Source organism: Azospirillum brasilense (genome assembly GCF_008365405.1).
GTDB classification, from domain to species: domain Bacteria; phylum Pseudomonadota; class Alphaproteobacteria; order Azospirillales; family Azospirillaceae; genus Azospirillum; species Azospirillum brasilense_D.
The window spans coordinates 206,858-222,089 of record NZ_QOKV01000003.1 but is presented as its reverse complement, the minus strand read 5'-3'; the positions used below and the strand labels follow the sequence as shown (position 1 = coordinate 222,089).

The window sequence follows — 15,232 nt, the reverse complement described above, 5'->3', positions numbered from 1 at the left end:
CCGCCATGACCCCCTACGCCGAACTCCAGGTCTCCACCAGCTTCACCTTCCTGGAGGGCGCGTCCCACCCGGACGAGCTGGCGCTGACCGCCGCCGGCCTCGGCCACGCCGCCGTCGCGGTGACCGACCGCAACTCGCTGGCCGGGGTGGTGCAGGCGCACGCCGCCGCCCGCAAGCACGGGCTGCGGTTGATCGTCGGCTGCCGGCTCGACCTGACCGACGCGGACAGCCTGCTCGCCTACCCCACCGACCGGGCGGCCTACGCGCGGCTGTCGCGGCTGCTGACGCTGGGCAAGCGGCGGGCGCCCAAGGGCGCCTGCTTCATCGCCCGCGCCGACGTGCTGGAGCATGCGGAGGGGATGCTGTTCCTGCTGGTGCCGCCGGACCAGCGCGACCCCGCCGTCGTCCACGCGCTGCGCGGCTGGCGCACCGATCTGGGGAACCGCCTGCACCTCGCCGCCAGCCACCGCTACCGCGGCGACGACCAGCGGCGGCTGTCCTGGCTGGCCGGGCTGGCCGAGGCGGAGCGGGTGCCGCTGGTGGCGACCAACGACGTGCTCTACCACACGCCCGCCCGCCGCCCGCTGGCCGACGTGATGACCTGCATCCGCAGCGGCACGACCATCGACGAGGCGGGCTGGCGCCTGTCCGCCAACGCCGAGCGGCACCTGAAGGCCGGGGTGGAGATGGCCCGCCTGTTCCACCGCCACCCCGAGGCCGTCGCCCGCACGGTGGAGATCGCCGCCGCCTGCCGATTCTCGCTGGAGGAGCTGCGCTACGAATACCCGGACGAGGTGGCGGAGGACGGGCGCAGCCCGCAGGAGACCCTGATCGACCTGACCTGGGCCGGAGCGGTCCAGCGCTACCCGGACGGCGTGCCGGAAACGGTGACGAAGGCCCTGCACCATGAACTGGCGCTGATCGGGCAGTTGGGCTACGCGCCCTATTTCCTGACGGTGCACGACATCGTGCGCTACGCCCGCTCGCAGGAGATCCTGTGCCAGGGGCGCGGTTCGGCGGCCAATTCGGTGGTCTGCTACTGCCTGGGCATCACCGCGGTCGATCCCACCGCCATCGACCTGCTGTTCGAGCGCTTCATCTCCGCCGCCCGCAACGAGCCGCCGGACATCGACGTGGATTTCGAGCATGAGCGGCGCGAGGAGGTCATCCAGTACATCTATCGGAAATACGGGCGCGAGCGGGCCGGGCTGACCGCCACCGTCATCCGCTACCGCGCCCGCGGCGCCATCCGCGAGGTCGGCAAGGCCATGGGCCTCTCCGCCGATCTGGTGGCGCGGCTGTCCGGCTCCGTCTGGGGCTGGAGCCGCCACGGCGTGGACGAGGAGCGCGCCCGGCAATACGGCTTCGACCCCGACGACCCGCGGCTCCGCCGGACGTTGGAGCTGGCGCAGGAACTGATCGGTTTCCCCCGCCATCTGTCGCAGCATGTCGGCGGCTTCGTCATCACCCGCGGCCCCTTGAGCGACCTGTGCCCCGTCGCCAACGCCGCCATGGAGGGGCGAACGACCATCGAATGGGACAAGGACGACATCGACGCGCTGGGCATCCTGAAGGTGGACGTGCTGGCCCTGGGGATGCTGACCTGCCTGCGCCGCGGCTTCGACCTGCTGAAGCGGCACTACATGCTTCCCCTGACGCTGGCGACGGTGCCGCAGGAGGACCCGGCAACCTACGACATGCTGTGCCGGGCCGACAGCCTGGGCGTCTTCCAGGTGGAAAGCCGGGCGCAGATGTCCATGCTGCCCCGCCTGCGGCCCAAGACCTTCTACGATCTGGTGATCGAGGTCGCCATCGTGCGCCCCGGCCCGATCCAGGGCGACATGGTCCACCCCTACCTGCGCCGCCGCACCGGTGAGGAACCGGTCAACTACCCCTCCCCCGAGCTGGAGAAGGTGCTGAGGAAGACGTTGGGCGTGCCGCTGTTCCAGGAGCAGGCGATGAAGATCGCCATCGTCGGCGCCGGCTTCAGCCCGGAGGACGCCGACCGGCTGCGCCGCGCCATGGCGACCTTCCGCAAGACCGGGCTGGTCCACACCTTCCGCGACCGCTTCATCGAGGGCATGGTCGGAAAAGGCTACGACCGCGCCTTCGCCGAGCGCTGCTTCCAGCAGATCGAGGGGTTCGGCGAGTACGGCTTCCCCGAAAGCCACGCGGCGAGCTTCGCCCTGCTGGCCTATGTGTCGGCCTGGATGAAGTGCCACCATCCGGACGTCTTCGCCGCGGCGCTGCTGAACAGCCAGCCCATGGGCTTCTACGCCCCCGCCCAGATCGTCCGCGACGCCCGCGAGCACGGGGTGACCGTGCTGCCTCCGGACATCAACCGGTCGGAGTGGGATTGCACGCTGGAACCGCTTTCCAAAATGGGAACGCATACCCTCTCCCCGGGGGGGAGAGGGAGCATTGGGAACATCCGCCATGCCCTGCGCCTCGGCCTGCGGCTGGTCCGGGGGATGGACGAGGAGGACGCGCGGCGGCTCGTGCTGTGCCGCGGGGCGGGCTACCGCGACCCCTACGACCTGTGGCGCCGCGCGCGGATGCCGGTCCCCGGGCTGGAGCGGCTGGCCAAGGCCGACGCCTTCCGCTCCGTCGGGCTGGACCGGCGGGCCGCGCTGTGGGCGGTGAAGGCGTTGGGGGCCCAGCCGCTGCCGCTGTTCGCCGGCCTCGCCGACTCCGCCCAGGACGAACCGCAGGCGCTCCTGCCGGCCATGGCGCTGGGCGAGCATGTGGTGATGGACTACGGCAGCCTGTGCCTGTCGCTGAAGGCGCATCCCATGGCGCTGCTGCGCGACGGCTTCGCCGGGGTGGTCCCGGCCGAACGGCTGGGCACGGTGAGGGCCGGCACGCGGCTGAGCGTGGCGGGACTGGCGCTGGTCCGGCAGCGGCCGGGCAGCGCCGAGGGCGTGGTCTTCATCACGCTGGAGGACGAGACCGGCATCGCCAACCTCGTCATCATGCCGGACGTGTTCGAGCAGTTCCGCAAGACGATCATCGGCGCCCGCCTGATCGCCGCCACCGGCCGGGTGGAGCGCAACGGCAAACCCAACCTGGAAGGCGGCGAGGTCATCCACCTGCGAGTCGAGCGGCTGACCGACCTGACGCACCGGCTGCGCGACCTGACCGACCCCGACGCGCATCCCAACCGCTCCGCCGCCGCGGTCTTCCCGGAAGGCCGGAATTTCCGCTGAGATGCGGCAGGAGGCGAAAGATCAGTCGATCAGGTCCGCGACCTCGCGCACCCGGCCGTTGTCGATCATGAACTGGACCAGATCGGGACGCTCCCGGCCGTAGCTCCGGTGACGGGCGCGGACGGCATCGACCAGTTCACCCCGGCGCTCCAGGATCTCATCGGCGAACTCGATCATGCGCAGGTTGGGCCACGCCTTGTGGCGGATGTTGACCACGGCGGCCATCGCCTCGGCGGCGGGCCGGTCGGGGCTGGCCTGGGCCAGGATCATGGTCAGGGCGGCGGTCGAGCGCGAAATGCCGGCGTGGCAATGGACCAGCAGCCCCCCCACCCCGGTCGGCTCGGTCATCAGGTCGCGCCCGAAGGCCAGGATGCGCTCGACGTCCGCGCGCTGCGGCAGGGCCTGGCCCATGTAGGGGTCGATGATGTCGTGGAAGCGCAGCTCCAGCCGCGTGTGCTCGCCGTAGGAGCCGAAGGCGGTCGGCTCCGGGTGGCCGGGGTCGAGGATCGACAGGACGTGGGTCACGCCGGCCTCGCAGAAGCCGTTCAGCTCCTCGATGCCGCAGACGGTCAGTCCGAAGGGAACGAAATCGCGGGCCATGGTCCTCGTCTCTTGCCGTGCGCGCGGAGGGCGGCGCGGTTCGCATGTGGCGCCGCCGGTCCGTGCCGTCAAGCCGATCGGGGGCCCGATCAGAGGACGTTGAACAGATACAGCAGAAGAATGATCGGAATGGGAATCCCGACAAGCCACAGCAAAACGCCCTTCATGGATCGCTCCCTTGGTTGAGGCCCGAGCGGCCGATGCAATCCCCAACAGCGCAACAGCGCATTGGTTGCCGCGGCCGCCCTGGTCGAGGGGGGCTTACCCGGAAAGGGCGATCCCGGAAGAAACGCGGATTATTCCGCCCCATCCTGATCCGGGGCCTGATCCGCAATCGGTTCCGCCGGTTCCGCGCCGGGCGGCGCCACGGGCCGCGGGCGCGGGGCACGCAGCTTCTTCAGCAGCAGCGCGAAGGGCTTCAGCGCGCGGTCGAGGATCCCCGGCTCGGCCTCCAGCCGCGACAGCAGGAAGGCGGCGGCCTCCAGGGTCGACACGCTGTCGCGCCGCGGCTCCTTGCGGGCCTGCCCGTAGAGGGAGCGGAACTGCGGGTTCAGCACGATGCGGCGGCACTTCAGGAGCCACGGGTTGCGCCACCACAGCGTCTTGGCCTGGCTCCAGGTGCCGTCCAGGACGATGACGCCCTCCAGGTCGGCCAGAACCAGCTCGCTGTCCCTCTGCGGGACGCCGCCCTTGTCCACGATGGACACCTCCGGCAGGGGGGCGGCGCCCTGCTTGACCGGGCCGAGATAGAGCACGCCCCAGCGCTTGTAATCGACCTCGCGCCCCAGGATGCGCTTCAGGTTCGACCAGCTCAGCCCCACCTTCAGCGCGGAGTTCCGGAACTGGAGGTGAGTGATCTGCGCGGTGCCCAGCGTCTCGCGCTTTTCCTGCGGGTGCTGGAGGATGAGCAGGAAGACGGCGTTGTCGATCGGCTCCACCGCCTCGCAGACGCACAAATGCATAGGTTTTAGGCAGGTGGGGCAGGGTTCGGCGTGCATGGTCGGTCTCGGAGAAGGAACATCGGCGGAAAAAGCGGGAGGCGGGGACTATGGGCTTCCCGCCTCAAAAAAGAAACGGGGCCTGAAAAAGAAACCGGGCGCATTAAAGTTTGCATAACGCGTGATCTGCATCACTTAGAGGCCTGGACCTTGCATGATAGCGTCCAGACACACAGGACGGGTTGAGCCGAGGGCGGCCGACAGGACCGCTCCCCAGGCTCTCCCGACGCTCAAAAGGAGGCTTGCCATGCTGCCCGCTCATTTGGCCGCCCGCTTGCTGGAGCAACGCCGGGCCGAGGAATCGGCGGAATTCGCCCGGCAACTGCCGCTCTACGCGGACGACGCGCCCTTTCCGCTTCACACCGATCCAGATAGCGAAACCGGGCACCCCCTGCCCGACTGGACCACCAACTACTGACCGGAAGCCGACGGGCGGCTGTCGGGTAAGCGACATCACCGCCCGTCCTTCCGTCCGCATCACGCCACCTCGGCCCAGGACGGTCCGTTTCCGGACGCCGGTGCCGGACGCCGAACCGGGGTGGATGTGGGTGCAGGCGCGGGAATGGCCCGTTCCGGCCCCTTCGCCGGGACCAGGGCGCCGTCACGCCATTCCAGAAGCCACACTCCAAGGCGACCGCCCCGGCAGCGCTCCAGTTCGGCGCGCCAGCGCGGATCGCCCACGCCCGGTTCCGCCGTCCAACTGGGCGCCGGCGCGATCCGCCAGCGGGTGACCGCCGCGCTCGCCACGCAGCGGCGGGCGGTGCTCTGCAGCAGGAATCCCGTCACACCCGACGACTCGGCGGCCAGTTGCAGCCGGCGGCTCGCCGTCAGGTCCAGCCCCCCGACTTCCCCCAGCACGGCGGACAGCCGCTTGCAGCGCAGCGCCTCCTCCATCGCCCACAGGGCGTCGGCATCGCGGGTCGCGCGCACGGCGATCAGCCGGTCCGGCGTCAGCCCATAGGCGGCCAGCCCGGCGGCGTGCAGGTCGCGCCCGCGCACGACCCACAGCGCGGGCGCCGCCGCGCTGGCGAGGCGGGCCAGCAAATGCGCGGCGAAGGCCGTGCCGGCCCCCGGCTCCTCCCCTGCCACCTCGTGCAGGCAGCCGAGCGGCAGACCGCCCGCCGGAAAGACCCCGTCGAGGTCCGGCAGGCCGAAGGGCAGCACCCGCGCCCCCTCCCCGCCTAGCCCTTCCAGGCCCCGGATGCGGGCGCGCAGATCGGCCAGAACGGTCGCCCGGTCCGGCGCAGGCGCTCCGACGCAAGACTCGGGCACAGGAAGTTCGGGCATGACTCGCTTCCGCTGGGCAGGTATATGTTCCTGATATGTTCTATCATGTCCCATCCGCCCAGGGGAGTCCGGAAATGCGAAAGGGGGCGCCCTTTCGGACGCCCCCCTCGCGAGACCGGTTGAGGAGTGGAGAGTGGTCAGCCGGCCTGTTGGATCGCCGACAGGACCCAGCGCCCGCCGCGCGGACGGGTGAAGGTCCAGATTTCCGTGGCTTCGACCGGACGGTTAGGGTCGCCCTCGACCACGCGGTTGCTGGCGCGGTCCACCGTCACGTCGGTCAGCGAGAAGCGCATCGCCACGGTGGCGTATTCCGCGTTGCCCTCGCGCCACGCCTCGGCCAGGTCGCCCTGGAGCAGACGGACGTCGGACAGGCGGTTGATTACGCCGCGGCTGTTGTTGGCCGCCAGTTCCTCGGCGAAGTAGGAGGCCATCTCCGGCGTCACGGCGCTGCGCAGGGCCGTCAGGTCCTCGTTGCCGTAGGCGGTCTGGACCGCAACCAGCGTCTGCTCGAACGCCTGATAGTCGGCCGGGCCGATGCCCACGTCGTCACGGCGCACGCCCGGACGGCCGGAAGAGGCCGGACCCGCCGCACCACCGCGAGCGCCACCACCCAGCGGGTTCGAGCGCGCGTCCACCGCCTCGCGGTTCATGACGCCCGGATTCGGGCCGGCATAGGCGGTGTTGGGAGCGCCCATGCCCGCCGGCCGCGCCGCGCCCGCCGAGCGGTTGCGGAAGAAGCGCATGGCCAGCCGAACCAGGAAGACGACCAGCAGGATCTGGAGGATGAAGCCCAGGATGCCGGCGAAGCTGCCCAGCCCGTCGAGGAAGCCGCCGCCGAACAGCATGCCGGCGATGCCGGCGCCGATCAGGCCGCCCATCAGGGCCGGCATGAAGCCGCCGCGCGAGAAGAAGCCGCCGCGCTGCGCCGCCGCCGGGTTGGCCATGCCCGGCTGCTGCATGCCTGGCTGCTGCGCGCCCGGAGTCTGGGCCGGGGCGGCCGAGCGCTCCATCGGTGCGGCGCGCGGCGCGGTGTTGGTCTGGGCCGGCGCCTCGTAAGTGCGCGAGCCGCGGCTGCCCGCGGAACTGCTCTTGCCGGCGCGGGCGTCGGCGGTGCCGGCGGTCAGCGCCACGGCCAGCGCCAGAGCGACGGCGCCGAAGGCGCGGGCCGGAGTGCGGGTAACGGAGCGGGGGGATCGCGTTTTCTGGATCATGGCCGTGTTCGGAAAAGCCCTCGGTTCAGGGGGACGCTCATCATGTAGCGTCCTCCTATATGGTATGGCAGCCCTGCCGTTTTAGAGGGGCCACAACCAAACCGGCCAAAAAATGCGCAGACTGCGTGCGGCGCCCGATCAGGCGGAGGCGCGCTCCCACACCATCCCCCCCTGTTGGAAGGCACCCGCACCGGCCGGAACCACTGGCGCCCGCGACGTGGCGGCCGTCCGTTCCGACGTTTGCCGCGATGCCCAGACGCGGCGACGGACCTCGATCTGGCGGCGGCAATCGCGTGAGCAATAGAGCGGCGCCGGCCCGCGCAACGAACTGCGGCGGAACGGCTGTCCGCAGCAGGCGCAATAAAGCATGGTCATGGTGATCCTCCCTTTTTCCCGACCTGTTTTTTCCGATGTCCGGTGCCCTGCCCATCACCCTGTGGAGCGGGTGCCCGTTCGGTTCTTTTCGGTCTTTAGTCCCAACGTGCGCGCACCATTGTTGTCCTTTGGGGCGGCTCGGACCAGAGAGGCCTTCGGCATATGGCTGTCCGACCGATGCCAAAAAAGCTCGGCCACACCGGACAATTCCCAGAAGCGTCAAACATTTAGCCTCCAGCGAGTCCACATCGCGCGTCCAATCGCCGCATCCGCTCCGGCAAGTTTCCCCTCCTTTCGGACAATGACCCTGCGTCCGCCTGATCATCTGCCCGATTATCCGCCCGCTCATCCCTATGACGGCGGCCCCGCCCGGACTGTGAACGCGTCCGTGGTGCCGGGCACCCGATGGAGATAGGCCGGGAACCGCGGGGCACAGCCGCGGGTTGCTCACCCGACACGCCCGACCGGCTCCGCCCACGGCTCCCTCCTCCGGCGGCTCCCCACGGCGGCTTTCCTGCACCGGTGAAGCCCCATGAGCGACATCCGCACGCGTCCCGCGCCCGCCTCCACCCTCTCGGGCGTCGCCACGGCGCCGCCGGTCATCCATATCGACTTGAACAGGCTGGAGCGGCTGCGCCGGCTGACCCGGCTGATGGACACGCGCTGGCGCATTCCCGGCACGCGCATCCCCGTCGGGCTGGACGGCATCGCCGCGCTGGTCCCGGTCGCCGGCAGCACGGCGACCACCGTGGTGGCCGCCTACATCGTCATGGAGGCCGCCCGCTTCGACCTTCCGAAAAGCCTGATTGCCCGCATGGTCGCCAACATGGCGGTGGATTGGGCCGGCGGCTCGGTCCCAGTGGTCGGCGCCCTCTTCGACATCGGCTTCAAGGCCAACCGCCGCAATCTGAACCTGCTGCTGGAGCATCTGGAGAACCGGCTGGCCGCACCCAACTGACGGGCCGGCCAGACGGGCGGACGTTCGAACGCTTGACTTGTGTCAAAGCGGTGGAAGGCGGTCTGCACGATCCTCCCCGCCATGAACGCGATCTCCCCCGTGGCCTGCGCCACCGCCCCGACCGCCCCGCTGAACGCCGCCCTGCTCGCCAAGTACGACGGGCTGCGGGTGCCCCGCTACACCAGCTACCCGACGGCGCCGCACTTCACCGCCGCCGTGGGGGCGGAGCGCTACGCGGACTGGCTGGCGGAGCTGGACACGGCGGTCCACACGGGGTCGCTGTACCTCCACGTGCCCTTCTGCGCGAAGATGTGCTGGTACTGCGGCTGCCACACCAAAATCGTCGCCCGCTACGCCCCCATCGCCGAGTATCTCGGCCATCTCCGGCGCGAGATCGGCATGGTCGCCAACCGTATTTCCGGACGGCTGCGGGTGCGGCACATCCATTTCGGCGGCGGCACCCCGACCATGATGGCGCCGGACGACTTCGAATCGCTGATCGCCCTGCTGCGCGAGCGCTACGACGTGACGCCGGACGCGGAGATCGCGGTGGAGATCGACCCGCGCACCCTGACCCGCGAGATGGCCGAGGCGCTGGGCCGCGCCGGGGTCAACCGCGCCTCGCTCGGCGTGCAGGATTTCGACGCTTCGGTGCAGGCGGCCATCAACCGCATCCAGCCGCGGGAGCAGACCGAGCAGACGCTGGAATGGCTGCGCGCCAACGGCATCCGCCACATCAACCTCGACCTGATGTACGGCCTGCCCAACCAGTCGGTGGAGAGCGTTGCGCGGTCTGCGGAGATCGCCCTGACCATGGCGCCGGACCGGCTGTCGGTCTTCGGCTACGCCCATGTGCCGTGGATGAAGACGCACCAGAAGAAGATCGACGAGTCGGCGCTCGCCGGCACGCTCGGCCGGTGGGAGCAGTTCGCGTCCATCGCCGCGGTGCTGACCGACGCCGGCTTCCAGCCCATCGGCCTCGACCATTTCGCCCGGCCCGACGACGATCTAGCCATCCAGCAGGCCGAGGGGCGGCTCAGCCGCAACTTCCAGGGCTACACGACCGACGACGCGGAGGTGCTTCTGGGCTTCGGCGCCTCCTCCATCGGGGCGCTGCCGCAGGGCTATGTGCAGAACGCCGTTCCCTTCGACCAGTACGCCCAGGCCGTCGAGGCCGGGCGGTTCCCGACCGGCAAGGGGCTGACGCTGACCGCCGACGACCGGCTGCGCCGCGACCTGATCGTGCGGCTGATGTGCGACCTGTCGGTGGACGTCGGCGCGGTGGCCGAGGCCCATGGGCTGGCCGCCGGGACCTTCGACGCCGACCTGGAGGCCATGGCCGATCTGGTGGCCGACGGGGTCGCCGTGGTGGAGGGCCGCCGCGTCCATGTGCCGGAACCCGCCCGCCCGCTGATGCGCATCGTCGCCGCGCGCTTCGACACCTACCTGTCCACCGGCGCCGGGAAGCACAGCCGCGCGGTGTGAGCGTGACACCCCCGTGATCGGCAAAGGGCCGTGATCGGCAGGCAAAAAAGCGCTTTTTGCCTGCCTCTGGCCTTCCGTGCGCAAATCGGCGAAACTGGAGCCTGTTGAACGCCTTTGCGGACATGGCAAAGGGACAGGCTCCAGGGACGGGCACCGATGATCACGCTCTACACCTTCGCCTCGCCGAACGGGCAAAAGGCTTCGATCCTGCTGGAAGAGCTGGGTCTCACCTACAAGGTCCACAAGGTCGATCTCGTGGCCGGCGAAGGCCGTCAGCCCGACTATCTGGCGGTCAGCCCGATCGGCAAGATCCCGGCCGTCGTCGAGGATCTGCCCGGCGGCAAAAAGCGCCGCCTGTTCGGATCGGGGGCCATCCTGCTGCACTACGCCGAGCGCACCGGCCGCCTGCTGCCCGAGGACGAGGACGAGCGGGCGGAGGCGCTGAGCTGGCTGATGCTGGGCGTCAGCGACCTCGGTCCCTCGGGGTTGAGCAAGTTCCGCTTCGCCGTCATGGCGCCGGAGAAGATCCCCTACGCCATCGACTATTTCAAAGGCGAGCTGCAGCGCATCCACGCCGCGATGGAGGAGCGTCTGGGCGGGTCGGCGTATCTGGCCGGCGGCGCCTTCTCCATCGCCGACATCGCCTGTTTCCCCTTCGTCGCCGTGGCCGCCAAGGCGGAGGGCAACGTGCTGGACCGCTACCCCAACCTGAAGCGCTGGCACGACGCGGTCGCGGAGCGCCCGGCGGTCAAGCGCGGCATGGCGGTGCCGGAGTGAGCCGCCGCATGACCCGCCTGGCGGTCGCGCTTCTCGCCCTCGCCGTGACGCTTCCGCTGCTCGGAGCCTGCCAGACCGCCCCGGACGGCACGGAGCCGCAGGCTCTGCTTCCCGCCGACGCCGATCCCGGCACCTATTGGCAGGGCGACCGCAGCCAGGCCTACGAGCGTGCCTATGTGGTCGCGCGCAACCCGCAGGAATGGAACGACCTCTGGGCCCGCGTCGGCGAGGCGGCACCAGGCCCCCTACCCGGCGACCGCATGGCCGCGGCGGTGTTCCTCGGCCCGCGCGACACCGGCGGCTATGGCGTGTCCATCGTCAGCGCGCAGGCGTCCGGCGGCGATGTCGTCGTCGGCTACCGCGAGCGGGTTCCGGGTCCGGCCCAGGCGGTGGCGCAAATGCAGACCAGCCCTTACGCGGTGCGGCTGATCCCGATGGCGGCTGGGGCGGCGAAGTTTCAAAGGGAGAAATGAGGGGCCGCTTGCTTGCCCCCACCCTTCCCACGGCTTCGCCGCGGGCCCCTTCCCTCCCCCGCTTCGCAGGAGAGGGAACTTGATCCCCTCCACCGCAAAGCGGGGGAGGGTTAGGGAGGGGGCACCAACGACTACCGCTTCCCAACCACCCGCGGGTCCAGCGCGTCCTGCAACCCGTCGCCCAGCAGGTTGACGGCGATCACCGTCAGGAAGATCAACAGCCCGGGCCACACCGCCAGCAGCGGCGCCGTTCCCACCAGCTCCTGCGCGTTGGTCAGCATGTTGCCCCAGGAGGGCAGCGGCGGCTGGATGCCGAGGCCAAGGAAGCTCAGCACCGACTCCAGCAGGATCACGTTGCCGACCGTCAGCGTCGTCGCCACCACGGCGGGGGCGGCGACGTTGGGCAGGATGTGGGCCAGCATGATGCGGCGGCTGCCCGCCCCCATCGCCACCGCCGCCCGCACATAGTCGCGCCGCCGCGCCGACAGGGTGGCCCCACGCACCAGCCGTGCCACCGTCGTCCAGCCGAACAGCGCCACCAGAACGACGATGCGCAGCAGGCTGGCGTCCTCCGCCCCCGCCAGCTCCGGCGGGATGCCCAGCCGCGTCAGGTCGATGGCGCCCAGCACGATCAGCAGCGGCAGCAGCGGCAGCGCGATCAGCCCGTCGGTGACCCGCATCAGCAGATCGTCGAGCCGCCCGCCGAAATAGCCCGCCAGCAGCCCGATCCCCGTGCCGATGACGGCGGAGGCCAGCGCCGCCGCCACGCCGACGAACAGCGACACCCGCCCGCCGTAGAGCAGCCGCACCAGCACGTCGCGCCCCAGCTCGTCCGTGCCCAGCGGGTGCAGGGCCGAGGGCGGGCCGAAGCGGTCGAGCAGGCTGATGCCCGTGGCCTCCACCCCCAGCCAGTGCTCCACCCAGGGCGCCGCCGCCGCCGCAACGGCCAGGACCAGCAGCAGCAGGGCGCTGGCCACCGCCAGCCGGTGGCGGGCGAAGCGCCGCAGGAAGCGCCCGGCCTTCAAGCGCCCCGCCCTCACGCCCCATCCCCCTTGAAAGAGATGCGCGGGTCCAGCCCGGCGTAGGCGGCGTCGGCCAGCAGGTTGCCGGCCAGCGTCGTCAGCGTGGCGAACAGCAGCGCCACCAGCGCCACGTTCAGGTCGTTGCCCATGATGCTGTCGTAGATCAGCTTGCCCATGCCCGGCCAAGCGAACATCGTCTCGGTCACCAGCGCGCCGGAGAAGAGGGCGCCGAACTCCAGCGCCACGATGGTCACGATGGGGATCGTCGCGTTGCGCAGCGCGTGGCGCCAGACCACCCGCCCCTCCCCCAGCCCCTTGGCGCGGGCGGTGCGGACGTAATCCTGGCGAAGCTCCCCCATCATCGCGGCGCGGACGTAGCGCGTGTAGCCGCCGATGCTCGCCAGCGTCAGCGAGGCCACCGGCAGCACGAGGTAGGGCAGCCGCTCCCACCAGCCCTCCCCACCGACCGGGCCGAGGCCGGAGGCGGGCAGCCATTGCAACTCCACCGCGAACAGCAGGATCAGCAGCAGCGCCAGCCAGAAGGCCGGGACCGAGATGCCGGCGAAGCAGAACAGGTTGATGGCGTTGTCCGCCCAGCCGTAGGGCCGCCGCGCCGCGTAGACGCCGAGCGGCAGCGCCACCGCCAGCGTCAGCGCCATCGCCGCCCCGAGCAGCAGCAGCGTGTTGCCCAGCCGCGGCAGCAGGATCGTCAGCACCGGCTGCGCGTAGAGCCGGGAGAAGCCGAAATCCCCCATCAGCGCCGCCTGGAGCCAGTGTCCGTAGCGTTCAAGCAACGGCTTGTCGAGGCCGTAGAGCGCCTTCAGCCGCGCCGCGTCGGCGGGGGTGGCGCGCGGGTTGCCGGCCAGCATCATGTCCACCGGATCGCCCGGCATCAGCGTCATCAGGACGGTGATGACGAAGCTCATCAACAGCAGGACGACCAGCGCCTGGAGCAGGCGGGAGGCGAGGAAGCGGGTCATGGGCACATTGCCCCCTCCCCAGCCCTCCCCCGCTTCGCGGGAGAGGGGGCCAACTTTCCCTCTCCCGCGAAGCTCTCGCGCAAACCTATGGTTTGCGCTGACGCGGCAGGCGGACCTTTGGTCCGCCGAGAGCGGGGGAGGGAGGGACCCACGCGCAAGCGTGGGAGGGTGGGGGCAACCACCCGCCACACCCTCACTCCTTCGCCTTCCACGTCTCGATCCACAGCGTGCTGGAATCCAGATGCCCGGTCGGCACCACGCCCTCCAGCCAGGGCGGCAGGATGAACGGGTCGGCGCGGAAGAACAGCGGCAGGTTCGGCAGGTCCTGCGCGTAGAGCGACTGCAGCTTCGCCCACAGCGCACGGTTGGCGTCGGGCTCGCAGACATGCTCCAGGTCCTCCAGAACCTTGTCCATCTCCGGGTTCCGGTAGCCGGTGTAGTTCTGGCCCGCCCAGTTGTTGGCCTCCGTCGGGATCATGCTGGAATGCAGGATGGTGCGCGGGATGTTCTCCGGCGCGCTGATCCAGGCGAACAGCGCCATCGACTTGAAGCGGCGCTTCTCCAGCGTGTCGCCGAACAGGACGCGGGCCGGCTCGTTGACGATGCGCACCTCCACCCCGGCCTGCCGCCACTGCGCCTGGAGCACCTGCTGCAACACCTCGCGGGAGCGGTTGCCGGCGGTCGTCATGATCTCCAGCGACAGCCGTTCGCCCTTGGCGTTGTGGCGCACCCCGGCGCGCCGCTCGCTCCAGCCCGCCTCGTCCAGCAGCTTGGCCGCCAGCGCCGGGTCGAAGGCGTAGGTCGGGTAGCCCGGCGCGTGCACGCGGTCGAGCGGGCTGATCTCGTTGTGGGCGACCGGCTGGCGACCGTCGTAGAGCTGCTTGGAGATCGCCTCGCGGTCGACGGCGTGGAGCAGCGCCCGGCGCACCCGCACATCGGCCAGCGCCGGGTTGTCGAGGTTCAGCTCGACATGCTCGAAGAACAGGCCGGGCTTGTAGAAGACGTTGTAGCGGCTGCCGTGCCGCTTCTCGAAGGCGAGCACCTGGTCGAGCGGCAGGCCGGTCTCCCCCGGCACCATGTCGACCTGCCCGGCCAGCAGGTTGGCCTCCAGCGCGGCGGTGTTCTCGATGGACTTCACGATCACCCGCTTGAAGGCCGGCTTGGCGCCCCACCAGGTCGGGTTGGGCTCCAGCACCACATGGCTGCCCGGCTCGACCTGGGCGATGCGGTAGGGGCCGAACCACAGGCCGGGGTTCGTCGTGTCCGTCTCGTACTTGGAGCGGTTGCGGTAGGTCGCCGGGTCCGCCTCGAACACCGCGCGCTCCAGATGGGCGGGCAGGATCTCGAAGTCGTTGATCTCGGCGTAGCTGCACACCGCCTTGTCGCGATGGATGGTGAAGGTGCGCTCGTCCTTCGCATCGATCGCCACGATGTCGCGGGCGAACAGGTCGAAATTGCTGTAGCCGCTCTGCGGGTGCTTGCCCACCGTCCAGGTGAACAGCACGTCCTCGGTCGTCACCGGCGTGCCGTCGCCCCAGGTCGCCTTGGGGTTGATGGTGTAGGTGACCTTGATGCCCTTCCGGCCGTCGGCCCGCGTCTCATACTCCGCCGTGCCCTTGTCCAGCGCCGGCAGCTCGGTGCAGAGCAGGCAGGTCAGCCGCCAGTCGGGGTCGTAGGCGGTGAAGGGCCGGCGCGCCATGGACAGGACGTAGCTCTTGGCCATCATCGCTTCCATGGAGGGGTGCCAGTTGGACGGGAACTGGGTCATGCCGATCACCAGCTCGTCCTTCGCCGCGAAGGCGGGCGAGCCCATCGGGGCGGCGGCCAGAGCGGCGGCCAGGGTGAAAGCGGCCAATCCCG

At 70.3% G+C, this 15,232-nt stretch carries 14 protein-coding genes; 6 read left to right on the top strand and 8 right to left on the bottom strand.

The window, feature by feature from the left end:
* Window positions 1–5: 5 nt before the first annotated feature.
* Entirely contained in the window at window positions 6–3,206 is a 3,201-nt protein-coding gene (locus DS837_RS07785; RefSeq protein ID WP_149164216.1) for an error-prone DNA polymerase, read from the top strand.
* Window positions 3,207–3,227: 21 nt separating this feature from the next.
* On the opposite strand, the gene DS837_RS07780 is transcribed toward DS837_RS07785, so the two are convergent.
* A complete protein-coding gene (locus DS837_RS07780; RefSeq protein ID WP_149164215.1) occupies window positions 3,228–3,806 on the bottom strand; it encodes a tyrosine phosphatase family protein in 579 nt (192 codons plus the stop codon).
* A gap of 296 nt (window positions 3,807–4,102) precedes the next feature.
* Complete coding sequence (locus DS837_RS07775) at window positions 4,103–4,804, bottom strand: tRNA-uridine aminocarboxypropyltransferase (RefSeq protein ID WP_149164214.1); 702 nt, start codon at window positions 4,802–4,804, stop codon at window positions 4,103–4,105.
* 247 nt (window positions 4,805–5,051) lie between these two features.
* Between DS837_RS07775 and DS837_RS31995 the strand changes: the two genes are divergently transcribed.
* On the top strand, window positions 5,052–5,222 hold the full coding sequence (locus DS837_RS31995) for a hypothetical protein (RefSeq protein WP_170295779.1): 171 nt from the start codon (window positions 5,052–5,054) through the stop codon (window positions 5,220–5,222).
* A gap of 59 nt (window positions 5,223–5,281) precedes the next feature.
* Here DS837_RS31995 and DS837_RS07770 read toward each other — a convergent pair whose 3' ends face one another.
* The 3 genes from DS837_RS07770 to DS837_RS07760 form a co-directional block, all read right to left on the bottom strand.
* Window positions 5,282–6,091, bottom strand: coding sequence for an ImuA family protein (locus DS837_RS07770; RefSeq protein WP_149164213.1), 810 nt, complete (start codon window positions 6,089–6,091; stop codon window positions 5,282–5,284).
* 137 nt (window positions 6,092–6,228) lie between these two features.
* A complete protein-coding gene (locus tag DS837_RS07765; RefSeq protein WP_149164212.1) occupies window positions 6,229–7,302 on the bottom strand; it encodes a Tim44 domain-containing protein in 1,074 nt (357 codons plus the stop codon).
* Window positions 7,303–7,440: 138 nt separating this feature from the next.
* Window positions 7,441–7,677 (bottom strand): hypothetical protein, encoded by a 237-nt coding sequence (locus DS837_RS07760; protein ID WP_149164211.1) that lies wholly within the window; start codon window positions 7,675–7,677, stop codon window positions 7,441–7,443.
* Between the two features lie 532 nt (window positions 7,678–8,209).
* On the opposite strand from DS837_RS07760, the gene DS837_RS07755 reads away from it, so the two are divergent.
* The 4 genes from DS837_RS07755 (at window position 8,210) to DS837_RS07740 (ending at window position 11,370) form a co-directional block, all read left to right on the top strand.
* Window positions 8,210–8,635, top strand: a complete 426-nt coding sequence (locus tag DS837_RS07755; RefSeq protein WP_149164210.1) for a DUF4112 domain-containing protein — start codon at window positions 8,210–8,212, stop codon at window positions 8,633–8,635.
* 81 nt (window positions 8,636–8,716) lie between these two features.
* Window positions 8,717–10,120 carry an oxygen-independent coproporphyrinogen III oxidase gene (hemN, locus tag DS837_RS07750; protein ID WP_211102140.1) on the top strand — a complete coding sequence of 468 codons (1,404 nt, stop codon included), beginning with the start codon at window positions 8,717–8,719 and terminating at the stop codon, window positions 10,118–10,120.
* Window positions 10,121–10,276: 156 nt separating this feature from the next.
* Window positions 10,277–10,897, top strand: a complete 621-nt coding sequence (locus tag DS837_RS07745) for a glutathione S-transferase family protein (RefSeq protein ID WP_149164209.1) — start codon at window positions 10,277–10,279, stop codon at window positions 10,895–10,897.
* Window positions 10,898–10,905: 8 nt separating this feature from the next.
* Window positions 10,906–11,370 (top strand): protease complex subunit PrcB family protein, encoded by a 465-nt coding sequence (locus DS837_RS07740; protein ID WP_149164208.1) that lies wholly within the window; start codon window positions 10,906–10,908, stop codon window positions 11,368–11,370.
* 131 nt (window positions 11,371–11,501) lie between these two features.
* Here the strand turns inward: DS837_RS07740 and DS837_RS07735 are convergent, their stop codons facing one another.
* The 3 genes from DS837_RS07735 to DS837_RS07725 form a co-directional block, all read right to left on the bottom strand.
* Window positions 11,502–12,410: an ABC transporter permease gene (locus DS837_RS07735; RefSeq protein WP_149164207.1), complete on the bottom strand. Its 909-nt coding sequence runs from the start codon at window positions 12,408–12,410 to the stop codon at window positions 11,502–11,504.
* Window positions 12,407–13,372, bottom strand: a complete 966-nt coding sequence (locus DS837_RS07730) for an ABC transporter permease (protein ID WP_149164206.1) — start codon at window positions 13,370–13,372, stop codon at window positions 12,407–12,409. Before DS837_RS07730 ends, DS837_RS07735 begins: the two co-directional genes overlap by 4 nt.
* Before the next feature lie 193 nt (window positions 13,373–13,565).
* The gene (locus DS837_RS07725; RefSeq protein ID WP_345772112.1) at window positions 13,566–15,227 is read right to left on the bottom strand and encodes a peptide ABC transporter substrate-binding protein; all 1,662 of its coding nucleotides are present in this window, start codon (window positions 15,225–15,227) and stop codon (window positions 13,566–13,568) included.
* Window positions 15,228–15,232 lie beyond the last annotated feature (5 nt).